This window comes from Martinezella miluonensis (genome assembly GCF_900094545.1).
Classification (GTDB): Bacteria; Pseudomonadota; Alphaproteobacteria; order Rhizobiales; family Rhizobiaceae; genus Rhizobium; species Rhizobium miluonense.
Map to the genome: position 1 here is coordinate 63,410 of NZ_FMAH01000025.1, position 13,042 is coordinate 76,451.

At 59.3% G+C, this 13,042-nt stretch carries 13 protein-coding genes; 2 read left to right on the plus strand and 11 right to left on the minus strand.

Going from position 1 to position 13,042, the window contains the following annotated elements:
• Nucleotides 1-133 precede the first annotated feature (133 nt).
• Entirely contained in the window at nucleotides 134-2,338 is a 2,205-nt protein-coding gene (locus GA0061102_RS19615; protein WP_092852335.1) for a GumC family protein, read from the plus strand.
• On the opposite strand, the gene GA0061102_RS19620 is transcribed toward GA0061102_RS19615, so the two are convergent.
• Together GA0061102_RS19620 and GA0061102_RS19625 are read right to left on the minus strand one after the other, a co-directional pair.
• Nucleotides 2,339-3,595, minus strand: coding sequence for a GNAT family N-acetyltransferase (locus tag GA0061102_RS19620; protein ID WP_092852337.1), 1,257 nt, complete (start codon nucleotides 3,593-3,595; stop codon nucleotides 2,339-2,341).
• Between the two features lie 135 nt (nucleotides 3,596-3,730).
• Nucleotides 3,731-3,940: a DUF2842 domain-containing protein gene (locus GA0061102_RS19625; protein WP_092852339.1), complete on the minus strand. Its 210-nt coding sequence runs from the start codon at nucleotides 3,938-3,940 to the stop codon at nucleotides 3,731-3,733.
• Between the two features lie 113 nt (nucleotides 3,941-4,053).
• Here GA0061102_RS19625 and GA0061102_RS19630 point away from each other — a divergent pair, with 113 nt between their 5' ends.
• Nucleotides 4,054-5,157: a COX15/CtaA family protein gene (locus GA0061102_RS19630; RefSeq protein WP_092852341.1), complete on the plus strand. Its 1,104-nt coding sequence runs from the start codon at nucleotides 4,054-4,056 to the stop codon at nucleotides 5,155-5,157.
• A gap of 28 nt (nucleotides 5,158-5,185) precedes the next feature.
• Here GA0061102_RS19630 and GA0061102_RS19635 read toward each other — a convergent pair whose 3' ends face one another.
• From GA0061102_RS19635 to GA0061102_RS19675, 9 genes are all read right to left on the minus strand, one after another.
• Nucleotides 5,186-6,544, minus strand: a complete 1,359-nt coding sequence (locus GA0061102_RS19635; RefSeq protein WP_092852343.1) for a DUF2778 domain-containing protein — start codon at nucleotides 6,542-6,544, stop codon at nucleotides 5,186-5,188.
• 429 nt (nucleotides 6,545-6,973) lie between these two features.
• Nucleotides 6,974-7,906, minus strand: coding sequence for an N-acetyl-gamma-glutamyl-phosphate reductase (argC, locus tag GA0061102_RS19640; RefSeq protein WP_092852345.1), 933 nt, complete (start codon nucleotides 7,904-7,906; stop codon nucleotides 6,974-6,976).
• An 84-nt stretch (nucleotides 7,907-7,990) separates the two neighbouring features.
• Nucleotides 7,991-8,944, minus strand: a complete 954-nt coding sequence (speB, locus tag GA0061102_RS19645) for an agmatinase (protein ID WP_092852347.1) — start codon at nucleotides 8,942-8,944, stop codon at nucleotides 7,991-7,993.
• Nucleotides 8,925-9,302 carry an antibiotic biosynthesis monooxygenase family protein gene (locus GA0061102_RS19650; RefSeq protein WP_092852349.1) on the minus strand — a complete coding sequence of 126 codons (378 nt, stop codon included), beginning with the start codon at nucleotides 9,300-9,302 and terminating at the stop codon, nucleotides 8,925-8,927. Before GA0061102_RS19650 ends, speB begins: the two co-directional genes overlap by 20 nt.
• Before the next feature lie 67 nt (nucleotides 9,303-9,369).
• Nucleotides 9,370-9,612, minus strand: coding sequence for a hypothetical protein (locus GA0061102_RS19655; RefSeq protein WP_139115076.1), 243 nt, complete (start codon nucleotides 9,610-9,612; stop codon nucleotides 9,370-9,372).
• A 158-nt stretch (nucleotides 9,613-9,770) separates the two neighbouring features.
• Complete coding sequence (gene rpsI / locus GA0061102_RS19660) at nucleotides 9,771-10,241, minus strand: 30S ribosomal protein S9 (protein WP_092852353.1); 471 nt, start codon at nucleotides 10,239-10,241, stop codon at nucleotides 9,771-9,773.
• A gap of 2 nt (nucleotides 10,242-10,243) precedes the next feature.
• The gene (rplM, locus tag GA0061102_RS19665) at nucleotides 10,244-10,708 is read right to left on the minus strand and encodes a 50S ribosomal protein L13 (RefSeq protein ID WP_004122374.1); all 465 of its coding nucleotides are present in this window, start codon (nucleotides 10,706-10,708) and stop codon (nucleotides 10,244-10,246) included.
• 237 nt (nucleotides 10,709-10,945) lie between these two features.
• Nucleotides 10,946-11,782, minus strand: coding sequence for an EamA family transporter (locus tag GA0061102_RS19670; protein WP_092852355.1), 837 nt, complete (start codon nucleotides 11,780-11,782; stop codon nucleotides 10,946-10,948).
• A gap of 838 nt (nucleotides 11,783-12,620) precedes the next feature.
• A complete protein-coding gene (locus GA0061102_RS19675) occupies nucleotides 12,621-12,950 on the minus strand; it encodes a hypothetical protein (protein ID WP_092852357.1) in 330 nt (109 codons plus the stop codon).
• Nucleotides 12,951-13,042 lie beyond the last annotated feature (92 nt).

Sequence of the window (13,042 nt, forward strand, 5' to 3'; positions counted from 1 at the left end):
CAGGTAAAGAGCAAAGGAAATTCCGGCAAAAAATTAGCGATGCCAAAAATAACGCGGGCGAAATACTATTAACGCTTGGGTTACCATAGTCGTTTACGATTATTCTCGGCTTTCTATTACGGAGTTTTTGCACATGTCCGGTGTCAACAACACCCAGCAGGATGTGGACATCGATCTTGCGCAGCTCTTTCGCGCCGTATGGCGGCGGCGGCTGCGGGTTGTTGCCATCACCTTGGCAGGGGCCTGTCTGGCGTTCGCGGTTGCTAAAGTCATTTCGCCGGAATACCGCAGCGAAACCCGCATCCTGATCGAGCAGCGAGCGCCGGCCTTTGCGACGACGACCAGCAACGATTCCGGTTCCGCCCCGCTGCTGGACGAACTCAATATTGCCAGCCAGGTTCAGATCCTGCAGTCGGCGGACCTGATCAAGCAGGTCATTACCAATCTCAAGCTCTACGAGCGCCCGGAATTCGATGCCGCCAACAATAAGTCCGCGCTTTCCGATATTCTCGTCAAGCTGCATCTGAAGCGTGCTGCCGGCGACAAGGCACCGGAAGAGCGGATGCTGGATGCGTTCTCCGGCCGGCTGCAGGTCTACCAGGTCAACGCCTCGCGCGTGATCGGCATAAGCTTCAGTTCCCGCGATCCGTCCTTGGCAGCCAGCGTGCCGAATGCGATCGCGCAGGTCTATCTGTCCATGCAGAGCGGCGCCAAGCTGGATTCCAACAGCGAGGCGACGCGTTGGCTGGAGCCGGAAATCACCAAACTGCGCGAAAAGGTCGGCGAGGCCGAAAAGAAGGTTGCAGATTATCGCACTGCCAACGGCCTGCTTCAGACCAGCCAGAACAACAATTTCGCCACCCAGCAGCTTGCCGATATTTCCTCGCAGCTCACACAGGTTCGCGGCGACAGAGCCAGTGCCGACGCACGCGCTCAGGCGGTGCGCAATGCGCTCTCCAGCGGCCGCTCCACCGACACGCTCTCCGACGTTTCCGGGTCGCAGACCGTTCAGCGGTTGAAGGCAACGGAATCCAACCTGGAATCGCAGATTTCGGACCTGTCCACGACGCTGATGGACGGTCATCCGCGTCTGAAGAGCCTGCGGGCACAGCTTGCCGACATCCGCCAGCAGATCAGCCGCGAAACTCAGAGGATCCTTGCCAGTATCGACAACGAGTCCAAGGTGGCACAGCTGCGCGAACAGCAGTTGCTGACACAGTCGAATACGCTGAAGGCGGCAAGCGCCAAGGCGGGGGAGGACGAGGTCGGCCTCAATGCGCTGGAGCGTGAAGCCGCAGCTCAGCGGCAACTGCTCGAGACCTATCTCGCCCGCTATCGCGAGGCGGCGTCTCGCGCAGACAAGAATTCCAGCCCGGCCGATGCCCGCGTCGTTTCGACGGCGGTGGAGCCGGTCGATCCCGCTTTCCCGAAGGTCGGCCCGATCGTTGTTGTCGCGACCTTGGCAACCTTCCTTCTGACCTCCATCGTCATCATGCTGGCGGAGTTGTTCAGCGGTCGTGCATTGCGACCGGTCGGGCCGGTAGGTCGGCAGGAAACGGACGAAACCAAAGTCGCGCTTCTTCGTCAGTCCGATACCCCGGCGGAGGCTGTCGCCGTCAAGCACGTCACCGCGCCCGCAAGCATGCTTTCAGTTCCTGCCGACGAAACCCGGGCACAGGAGATGGAAGAAGCTGCTGATCTCGCGCACAAGCCGAAGGAAGCGGTCAAGAAATCGGAAGAGGAGGAGGATTTCTCCATCCAGTCTGTCGCCGATTATCTTGTCGACAGCGGCTCCAGGCTGGCAATTGCCATATCACCGAGCGGTGATGACGGCTCGACCGCAACCATCATGCTCGCACGGACTATTGCGGATGCAGGAAATCGCATCGTGCTGGTCGATATGACGGGAAGCGGTTGCCCCTCCAGGCTCATGGCGGAGCATCAGGAACTTCCGGGCGTTACCGATCTGCTTTGCGGCGAGGCGGCCTTTGCCGATACGATCCACCCGGACCGGCTTTCCGATGCCCATCTCGTGCCGCAGGGCATGAGCGACCTCGGCCGCGCGATGCGCGGCGCCGACCGCCTGTCCCTGATCCTCGACGCCCTCGGCTCGGCCTATGATATCGTCCTGGTGGAATGCGGCGCGGCGGAGGTTTCGGGTGTGGCGCGGCTGACGCGAAGCAAGGAAACGGAAATCATTCTTTCCATGCCGCAGCCCGACGAAAAGCAGTTCCTCTCGTCGATGACCGAATTCCAGAAGGCCGGCTACGAGCACATCATCCTGATGTCCGGCTGGCGCGAGGAACATGATCCGGATACGCGTCGCGACGCTGCCTGATCAATCTTTTTCGTTGTCGTCCGCCGGAGCCGAACCGGTACCTTGCCGAGCCCGCAGCCTTTGAATGAAGGTGTAAAGTTGCGGGTAGCCCTTGATGGCCGTCTTGGCGCGCGTGATGCTGCGCTGGATCACTGCAGCCGCATGGCCGGCGGTGGAGACGGGTATGAGCAAATCATGCTGCGTGGTTTCCACCGGACACCACGAACGCTTGTAGGTCTGGTCACCGATACCGAAATCGAAGATGGCGGCACCCTCACGATGCAGCCGCTCGATCATCAGCCAGAATAGCAGCTCGCCGGGGCTGGCTTCCGCAACCAGCGACTCGTCGATTGAGGCAAACTGGCAGATCACATGATCGCCTTTGCGCGACAAGGCTGCGACGGCGGGAATATGTCCCTCATGCTCGCCCTTGAGCCGGAGCGCGTGCATCTGCAGCGTGGCGTCGAAACCATCATTTGCCCGTCGGCGTAGCAGCCGGTGTAGCGCGGCCTGGGTAGGGTCGTCGGCGAAAACATCGGGCAGGCCGGCTTCCTTGAAGCGAACCGCCTTCTGGTGGAAAAACAGGTCCAGCAGGGTATCTTGCTGATCGGGCGCGGCAATTACATATTCATAACCGCCTTTGGCGTCGAGGATGCGGCTCTGGTGTTTGAACTTCTTCCGTCGCCGCTTGGCGTTCACCTGTTTCAGGCTGAGTTCGAAACTGTCCAGGAATGGCAGCTGGAAGGCGCGGTTCTGGTTCTCCACGGCAGATAGCGAGGCGAGGGGACTTCTGCCGCCGCGCCAGCTGAGCGGTACGTTGCGCAGGATGGCGATATCAGCCTTGCCGCGCAAGGCCGCGGCGATGGCCGCCACTTGTACCGCCGTCAATTCTCCGCTCGTCCGAAACTCGGCGGAGAACAGGCCGGTATTGATGTTGCTGTGGCGTGCGCCGATGAATTCGGCCCGCCTGACGCCACGGCTGCGGATGATCTCCAGCGGCAGGATGAAAGCGGTCCGGCCTGAGAGAGAGCCGCGAATGATGGCGAGTGGATGCCGGAAGGTTTCGACCCAGGGCACACACCAGTCATAGCTCTGATGCAGAGAGGTCAGATTGTCCTGTTCCAGCGCGCGCCATTCGGCCTCGAGCGGCGCCATGCTGTCGAAGACGTCGATCCGCAGATCGTCGCGCAGCACCGGCGGCGTTGGCGCGGGCGCATCCCGCCTGCCCGTTGCCGAGGCAACGGCGGTGCCGGCGATATCTTGCTCCTGCGTCTGCATTCGATCCTTCCCGCATTGGCGGCATTCGAACGCAGTTTTGCTGCTGGCGGCTTATCTTTGGCTTAAGATGGTACAATCCGCCCGCATATCCCGTAGATCAAGGTTAGCGTTGCGTAAACGGGCTGAACACATCCGTTATTGCGGACGCGGCCCCGCCATCCATTTGATGATGCCCATGGCGGGCAGCACCCAGATTGTGCCGCTGAGAAGGAAGTAGAGAAACTGAACCCAGCCGGGTTGGTCTCCAAGCGTGCGCACGGCAACGATCATGGCTACGATGGCATAGACTACAACCAGCAGCACAAGCAGGATCATGCCGATGAATTTACGCAGGCGAAGTGGCACGGGGTGGTTTCTCCTCTGACGACAACATGCCGCGACGGCATGCCGCAAACTCCCGGGACTTGTTTTGCACGCCCCTATCGGGCAAATCAACAGCCTGATCGAAGGGAGACGTCATGGCTGCCACTAATTTCACGTCGGAACAGGCTATTTTGAAGGAAGTCGTCCGTCAGGATCGCAATCGCCGCGCCATCCGCCTCTGGCTCGCCTGTGTGCTGCTGGTTCTCTTCGGCCTCGTACTGGTAGGCGGCGCGACGCGCCTCACCAATTCCGGCCTGTCGATCACGCAGTGGCAGCCGATCCACGGCGTCATCCCGCCGCTGAATGCGCAGGAATGGCAGGACGAGTTCGAGCTCTACAAGCACATCCCTCAGTTTCAGATCCTGAACAAGGACATGACCGTCGATGAGTTCAAGGGCATTTTCTGGTGGGAGTGGGCGCATCGGCTGCTTGCGCGCACCATCGGCGTGATCTTCGGCGTGCCTCTGTTGTTCTTCGTCCTGACCGGCCGGGTCGAGCGCAAGCTCTGGCTGCCGCTTGCCGGCATTTTCCTCCTTGGCGGGCTGCAGGGCGCAATCGGCTGGTGGATGGTCTCCTCCGGCCTGGAAGCGCGCACCGATGTCAGCCAGTATCGTCTCGCGACCCATCTCGTGACGGCCTGTCTGATTTTCGCCGCCTGTATGTGGTTCATGCGGGCGCTGTCTCCGCATTCGAACGAGCCGGCGCCAACCCGTTATTCGGCAAAACTGGCCGGTCTCATCGCCATCATGGCATTGTTTCAGATCTATCTCGGCGCCCTTGTCGCCGGTCTCGATGCCGGCATGAGCTACAATACCTGGCCGCTCATGGATGGCGCCATCGTCCCCGATGGACTGCTCGTGCAGTCACCGGGCTGGATCAATTTCTTTGAGAACCCGAAGACGGTGCAGTTCGTTCATCGTCTCGGCGCCTACGCGCTCTTCGTCGTCGTCGCTTTCAACATGATTGTCTCGCTGCGCGCCGCGCCGCAGACAACACATGCGCGCCGCTCGGTCGTCCTGTTCCTGCTTGTGCTGATCCAGGCGATACTCGGCATCACCACGCTGCTGCTGCAGGTGCCGCTACACTTGGCATTGGCGCATCAGGCGGGTGCTTTGATCGTCTTTGGTTTCGCGATCGCCAATTGGCGGGGCTTTTATGGCGAATTGCCGCGCCAGACCTCGATCGTCGTGGGACATTGAGGCGCATCGCGCCTCAATTCAATCCTTCTTAGCGTGCTGAGGCGACGCTTGCCGCCGACGACATCCGCGACACGACTTTCAAGTGCTTGATTTCACCGCGCTTGAAGGCGGCGAGGAAGCGATTGTAATCCTTAAAGACCACGCAGCCATTCGATTCTGCACGGCCTCCTCTGAGCATGTACGTATGCGCCAGCAAGCCGTCACGGCCATAGACCCGGCCGCCGCCTGTGGGTGTCAGACGCAGCGCCCGTACGCCATGGAACAGGCTTTCCCTGTAAGTCAGCTTATAAGTCTCAGGCGGCGTCGGGCCGGTGTTTTTGCGGTCGACATAGCGGGGATTGTCACGCATGTGGCCGAGGCCGGAATGCGCCTCGAGGCGCTCGCCGCTCGGGAGATAGACAGTCTTCGCTTCGATATCGTAGATCGCCGTACCGCTGCCGGGACTGATGGCGGCAAAGGGATTGATGAAGGGCTTCGCCTTGCGCACGGAGCTCTCATCGGGATCCGCGTAGGCGAGGAGACGTGCCGGCGGCTGCGCGGGCGTGTCTTTGACCGTTGCTCTGGCGATGGCGGCGGAAGCGGGCGCGGGGGTGTTAACGCGCCGCAGTTCCGGTTCGCGGTCCGGGCGGGCCAACGGCACTACGCTCAGCACGGCTTCCGTCATCGCGATGTCGGCATCCTTGGCCGGCAGCGGCGTTGCTTCTGCGATGGCCGGCAGGCCTGCAGGAGACGCCGAGGCTACTGCGACCGGCAGCAGATCGGCCTTCGCCGGACCTGCCGTGGGTATGGAAGCGGCAGCATATTTGACTTGCGCCAGCGACTGTACCGCAGCGGCGAAGTTGACGGCGATCACCTTGCGCAGATGGTCGAGCGTTTCAGGCGAGGCGGCTGCCACTTCGATGCGGCCGCCCTTGATGCTTGCCGCAGCACTTTGCTCCAGCTTGATCTGGGATGCCTGCTGCACCAGAGCGTTTGCCAATTGCGAACGAATGGCGTCTTTGCTGGCAGTTTTCGTCTGAACATCATCTGAGGCCGGCGTAGAGGCTGCTCCGCTTACCGAAGCGTTTGCGGGTACACCGGCGAAGCGGCTTTGTCCGTTCAGCGATGCGACCTGGCTGGAAAGGCGGGCGGGGTGGGCCATATGGCCCTGCGGCACGATGAAAGCCGATGCTCGCGGCGTCAGGAAGTCGTTCGCCGTCGTATTGGCGCCGGGGAGGGACAGCACCATCGATTGAGTGGTGATCAGCGTTGCCGCGACCCAGGCGAAAGCCATAACGGCGACGCCGGTGGCCAAGGGGCCGGGGCTTATGCTGAAGGATTTTTTCCGTCGCGAGGCGTAGCCGGAACGCGAATTGAAGTTACCGAAGTCTTCGGTGACAAACGCCATGATACTCGTTATCCAAACTACACAGACACTATGCCGGCTCACAGATGCACACGCGTCCTGACGCGGAACCCGCGTCCGACCACCACATTGCCGACTGTCTGGAAGCATGCCGAATTATGGTAACCAATTCCTTTACACTGGCTCATTCTTGGATATTCATTGAAAAAAGAGATACGTCTAACGCCCAATTCATCCCGGCCCGCGAAGCCGTTAAAGAACGAATTCGGCCGACAATAAGCCGCATCGCGTCACGGGGATCAATTCTTCGTGTAGCGCCTGCTAATTTAGCTGGAAGGCAAAATTGTGGCCGCGGACGCGCGAGTGCCTAAATTGGCGAGGGACGTTAGCCCGATAAAAAGCCCGGCCAATCTATCCCCTAAGAGGGGACGATCGACCGGGCTCTCAGATTCTCCGGTTATGCTTTGCGCCTCAGGCGCCCAGCATCAGATCCATGTTCTGCACGGCGGCGCCCGATGCGCCCTTTCCAAGATTGTCCAGCAGCGCGACCAGATTGACCTGGGCAGCGCCCGGCGTACCGAAGGCGAAGAGCTTCATCGTGTCCTTGCCGGCGAGCTCGACGGCATTGATGCGCGGCAGGGTCCGGCTCTCCTCCAGGGAGACGACCTGGACGATATCCTGGCCGGCATAATGCTCGACAAGTGCGGCATGGATGCTCTCCAGCGTCGCGCCTTCCGCCAGATCGCCGAGATGCAGCGGCACCTGCACGATCATGCCCTGCGGGAACCGGCCAACGGACGGCGAGAAGATCGGCGCGCGATCGAGCAGGCCATGCGTCGTCATCTCAGGCACATGCTTATGGGTCAACGTCAGGCCGTAGAGGAAATGCGGCGCGCTGATCGCATCCGGGTGGTCCGGGTTTTCCATCTGGGCGATCATCTGCTTGCCGCCGCCGGTATAGCCGGATACGGCATTGACCGTCACGGGATAGCCGGCCGGAAGGATGCCGGCCGCGCGCAGCGGACGGATGAGGCCGATTGCGCCCGTTGGGTAGCAGCCCGGATTGGCGACAAAGCGCGAGGTCTTGATCCGGTTGCCCTGATCCTTGTCCATTTCAGCAAAGCCATAGGCCCAGTCGGGATGAATGCGGAAAGCCGTCGAAGTATCGATGACGCGGACATTGTTGTTAGCGGCCACCATCTTCACCGCTTCCTTCGACGCATCGTCGGGCAGGCAGAGAATGGCGATATCGGCGCTGTTCAGCATGTCTTCGCGTATCGCAGCATTGCGGCGCTCGGCTTCCGGAATGGACAGAAGCTCGACGTCGCGGCGATCGGCCATGCGCGTGCGGATCTGCAAGCCCGTGGTTCCGTGTTCGCCATCGATGAAGATCTTCGGTGCCATGTTATTCCTGCTCTTTCAATAGGTTCAGAGTGTTTCCGGACTCAGTTTGCCATGGAGTTGATTCAAAATGATAACAGCCGGACTTTAGCGTCCGGCCGCACGCCTTTCGGCATGCAGACCGAGCATATACATCGCCACCGTTGCCCCCGCAATGGCGGTGATATCGGCATGATCATAGGCCGGCGAGACTTCGACGACATCGGCGCCCCTGATGTCGAGCTGATGCAGCCGTTGCAGCGTGGACAAGATCTTCGCGCTGGAAGGGCCGCCGGCCACCGGCGTCCCCGTACCTGGCGCATAGGCCGGGTCGAGGCAGTCGATATCGAAGGTAAGGTAGGCGGGAGCACCCTTGGTATGCGAGACGATCGTCGAGGCGATGTCGGCGGGGCTCATATCCTCGACCTGGTGGCCATAGAGAATATGGATGCCGAAATCGTCAGGCGCATGCGTGCGGATGCCGATCTGGATGGAGCGATCCGGGTCGATCAGGCCGTCGCGCACGGCACGGGCGACGAAGGAGCCATGATCGACACGCCTGCCGTCGTCGAACCAGGTATCCTGATGTGCGTCGAACTGCACGAGCGCCAGCGGACCATGCTTGGCGGCATGGGCCTTCAATAGCGGCCAGGTGATGAAATGATCGCCGCCGAGCGTCAGCATGAAAGCGCCGCTATCGAGGATAGCTGTTGCCTGTCGCTCGATAGCGGCGGGCGTGTCTTGATGGTTGCCGTAATCGAGCAGGCAGTCGCCATAATCTATGACGGCCATTTCGGCGAATAGGTCGCGGTTGAAAGGATACTGCGGATCGTTGTCGAAGATCGCCGAGGCGCGCCGGATCGCTTGCGGCCCGAAGCGCGTTCCGGGCCGGTTGGAGGTCGCAGCATCGAAGGGAATGCCCCAGACCACGGCGTCGGCGCCTTCCAGCGACTTGGTGAAGCGGCGGCGCATGAAGGAGAGGGCGCCGGCAAAGGTCGGGTCACTGGCGGCCGAGGTCAGGCTGGCCGCAGTAAACGCATGATCAATCGACGTGCTCGGCAACGGCGTCTCCTTTGTTCACCTGAAAATCATAGGCCCGTTCTACTCGCCCTATGCGAACCTTATATTCCTCGTACCAGCGCTCGCGGCCGAGTTTCTGCGCCGCAAGGTGCGACACCACATTCTTCCAGGCAAGGATGCTTTGTTCATCCCGCCAGAAGGAGTTGGTGATGCCGAAGCCATCGGCGCCTCTGGCACTCTCGAGCCCAAGACAGCCGTCCTGCTCCAGCGCAAGTTTTTCCATGCGATCTCCCATGGCGCCATAGCCATTGTCGCCTTCGGTGCGGATCGAAGCGAATGTGACGATGTAGTAAGGCGGCTCGGGAGTGGCCGCGAAACGCGATGAATTGCTGGTGCTCATTATATCCCTCCGGATACCGTCAAATTCGGGATTTGGCCTGGAATCGCAAGCCAGCAGGGTCCGGCAGCTATTTGCCCGGGGCGGTGCATTGATACGGCTTTTTCACGCAGGCGATCTGCGGCGTGGAACAGTCGGCCTGTCCGTCCGTCACACGACAGTAGGAGCAATTGTCGGTGAATTCGGTGCAATCGGGGTTCGCCTGAAGAAAGTCCTTCATGCTCTGCATGTCAGCAGCTTTGTCGGCAGGCGGCGGCTGCGCTGCATCGTCACAATAGGCAGGCGAGACACTGACGATCGCCAGCAAAAACATGAATATAAGTCTGGCCATTGCAATCCCCCGATGTTTGCAGGGCAAATCTGCCACAAAACATTGTGGCGCGCCCGGTGGATCTACATCATTTCGCCATTGTCAAAAGAAAAAGGCCGGGGAAACCCCGGCCTTTCCAAAATCCCATCTCGGGCAAGCGATTAACGCTTGGAGAACTGGAACGAACGACGTGCCTTTGCGCGGCCGTACTTCTTGCGTTCGACGACGCGGCTGTCGCGGGTCAGGAAGCCGCCCTTCTTCAGGACCGAGCGCAGGCCCGGTTCGAAGTAGGTCAGCGCCTTGGACAGACCGTGGCGAACGGCACCGGCCTGGCCGGAGAGACCGCCGCCGGCAACGGTTGCGATGATGTCGAACTGGCCGTCACGGGCAGCCGCGACGATCGGCTGACGCAGGATCATCTGCAGAACCGGACGGGCGAAATAAGCCGTGTAGTCCTTGCCGTTGACGATGATCTTGCCGGAGCCGGCCTTGACCCATACGCGGGCGACAGCGTCCTTGCGCTTGCCGGTCGCGTAGGAGCGGCCGAGCGAGTCGACCTTGCGGACGTGAACCGGAGCAGCAGCTGCTTCCGATACCGTGCCGAGATCCTTCAGGGAAGAGAGATCAGCCATTATCAGGCGCTCCTTACGTTCTTCTTGTTCAGCTTGGCGACGTCGAGGACGACGGGCTGCTGGGCTTCATGGGGATGGTTCGAGCCGGCGTAGACGCGCAGGTTCTTCATCTGGCGACGGCCGAGCGGGCCGCGCGGAACCATGCGTTCGACAGCCTTCTCGACGACGCGCTCCGGGAAGCGGCCTTCGATGATCTGACGAGCGGTGCGCTCCTTGATGCCGCCGGCATAACCGGTGTGCCAGTAATAAACCTTGTCTTCGTACTTCTTGCCGGTGAAGACGACCTTGTCGGCATTGATGACGATGACGTTGTCGCCGTCGTCGACGTGAGGGGTGAAGGTAGCCTTATGCTTGCCGCGCAGACGCATTGCGATGATAGAAGCGAGACGGCCAACGACAAGCCCTTCGGCGTCGATGAGAACCCACTTCTTCTCCACCTCTGCAGGCTTCTGGGAGAAGGTTGCCATGTTGCATACTCTCTTTTGAGACCCTTGGCCCGAAGGCGTCAGGGCGTTTCTTGTTGCTTGGTTTGGCGTGCTAAATGCGAGCCAAAAAGAAAGCGGCCCGGAAAGGCTGCGATCTGCGGCGGCTTATAGAGAGAATGTGATGCTCGGTCAATATCACCGATTTGGGCGGTCGTAAAAATTACATATGAAAATCAATTAGTTACATATGCGGTATAATGACACCACATATTTGGCGTTTCAACCAAGCCTTAAAACAAGGACACCTGCGGCAATAATCGCGCCGGCAATGTAGCGCCAGATGCTGGAGCGTTCCTTCAAGAAGAGGACGGAAATGACCAGCGCGAAGAGGATTGACGTCTCGCGCAAGGCCGCGACCATCGCGACCGGCGCCTTGGTCATGGCCCACAAGGCAACGCCATACGAGGCGATCGAGCCGCCGCCACCGATCAGCCCGCGCCACCAGTTATAGCGGATGTGGGCAGCCACGGCATTGGCGCCGCGTTGCGAGATCGCCCAGGCGAACAACAGGACGGGCGGCAGCAGCGACATCCAGAGCGTATAGGATATTGAATTGCCTGAAATCCGGGCGCCGATGCCGTCAACATAGGTGTAAGTCGCAATGACGACGGCGTTGGAAAGGGCGAGCAGGATCGCCCGCCGACCGCCTTTTCGAGCCTCGAAGGCAAGCGTCAATATGCCCGCGCAGATGGTCATTGTGCCGATTAATGCTCCGCCCGACAACGTTTCCTTGAGAATGAAGCTGCTCGTAGAGACGATGATCAGCGGCGCTACGCCGCGCATCAGCGGATAGACAAGACCGATATCGCCGGCGCGATAGGCGGCAGCAACGAGCTGGAAATAGGCGAACTGCAGGATCGCCGAAGCGCCGATGAACGGCCAGGCGGCGGACGCCGGCAAAGGCAGGAACGGCAAGAGGGGGAGGGCGGCCACGGCGCCACCTGCCGAGACCAGAGCAGCATCGAGGGATTTGTCGGTCCCGGCCTTGATGATCGCATTCCATGTCGCGTGCAGCAGCGCGCCGAAGAGCACAAGGGCGATAACGTCGAGAGACACGAAAACCTCGGAAATCAGATGGGGAGACGCAAAAACTTGGTATTTTGTGGGAGTTTGGCTCCCATATGATCCCCAATACATCAAAAAGCAACGTGAATACGGTGTTGCGCCCTTGCTTCGCACTGCTATTTTGAGCCTCGGATCGGAGGCGGGAGTGTTCTCCGTATGTTCTCGATGTGGGTTGCATATATTATAAATAACTAATTTATTGCAGTATAAATCGCGAACAAACGTCGCATGCCATGTGAACGCATGGGTAGAGTTAGCGCTCTCTCGTTCAAGACCGGCGCCGTGCCGCGGTATTGCAGAAATGTTATTCGGTCATATAAGATGGGCCGGTTGAAGCGGCAGCGATTTTCTCTCGTCCTAATTGAATTGCGCTTGAGTATAGTGGAAAAATTTTCAAATAATGTAAACTATTGCAGGCGATGGCAGTCGTCCCAGTGCGTAGATCGTATGAAAAAGTATGACTATTTCAAGAATAAAACTGAAAATCTGGGTGATTCGCTATGAGTAGGATTGCGCAGATCGCAAAACTATATCCCGATAGAATCTACGGAGATGCATATATTCTTCGTTCTCTATCGGTTCTCGTTCCGCTTATCTTCTCCATTAGGTTATTCTAATTGGATGGTGAATGAATAGCGAACAAAGATTGTATTTCATAGGAACATGTCTGATGGTGTTCGGAAAACCTATGAAAGCGCTTTGAAAGGCACTTTCAATTGAAGCATATAACAACCCACGCATCGTCGTTGCGGTGGCGGCTCACCGCGCCCGGACAATCAGCGGTCGTGTTAGTGTGTGTAGTCGCATGCGGCAGGCAAACCTTAGCCCATCATCGCCGGCGGAAAATCAATAGTTCGTCCTCGAGGTCGCTTGTTGGCCGGCATATGTAGACGGGGCAGGACGCCCGGTCCTTCGTCGGCAAATAATCCTGATCGGCATAGTAACCTACATCGCAGGCGCGGCTATCTGCTACATAGCGGTCATAAAGCGTCATTTTTGACGTTCTCCTGGCCGGATAGCGCATGATCACCGCCCGCTCGCGATTGATGGTCGCCTTGGCTTCGGCGCAGGTCATCGACATGGAATTATAGCGGGAAATCGCCAGCGCCGGCGTGGAGGCAGAGGCAATCAGCAGACCCAGGAGAATGATCTTTTTCATCGGGTTAATCCTCCCTGAAATTGTTATAATGTAATATATACGTGGAAACTGCTGCTGCGGTTTCTATTTTTGCGGTAAAAATGCAAGTTTGA

Bases quoted from the DNA above. Each gene is read 5' to 3' on its own strand.
- GA0061102_RS19615 (WP_092852335.1), top strand. From the start codon at position 134: ATGTCCGGTGTCAACAACACCCAGCAGGATGTGGACATCGATCTTGCG.
- GA0061102_RS19620 (WP_092852337.1), bottom strand. From the start codon at position 3,595: ATGCAGACGCAGGAGCAAGATATCGCCGGCACCGCCGTTGCCTCGGCA.
- GA0061102_RS19630 (WP_092852341.1), top strand. From the start codon at position 4,054: ATGGCTGCCACTAATTTCACGTCGGAACAGGCTATTTTGAAGGAAGTC.
- GA0061102_RS19635 (WP_092852343.1), bottom strand. From the start codon at position 6,544: ATGGCGTTTGTCACCGAAGACTTCGGTAACTTCAATTCGCGTTCCGGC.
- argC (WP_092852345.1), bottom strand. From the start codon at position 7,906: ATGGCACCGAAGATCTTCATCGATGGCGAACACGGAACCACGGGCTTG.
- GA0061102_RS19650 (WP_092852349.1), bottom strand. From the start codon at position 9,302: ATGAGCACCAGCAATTCATCGCGTTTCGCGGCCACTCCCGAGCCGCCT.
- GA0061102_RS19655 (WP_139115076.1), bottom strand. From the start codon at position 9,612: ATGTTTTTGCTGGCGATCGTCAGTGTCTCGCCTGCCTATTGTGACGAT.
- rpsI (WP_092852353.1), bottom strand. From the start codon at position 10,241: ATGGCTGATCTCTCTTCCCTGAAGGATCTCGGCACGGTATCGGAAGCA.
- rplM (WP_004122374.1), bottom strand. From the start codon at position 10,708: ATGGCAACCTTCTCCCAGAAGCCTGCAGAGGTGGAGAAGAAGTGGGTT.
- GA0061102_RS19675 (WP_092852357.1), bottom strand. From the start codon at position 12,950: ATGAAAAAGATCATTCTCCTGGGTCTGCTGATTGCCTCTGCCTCCACG.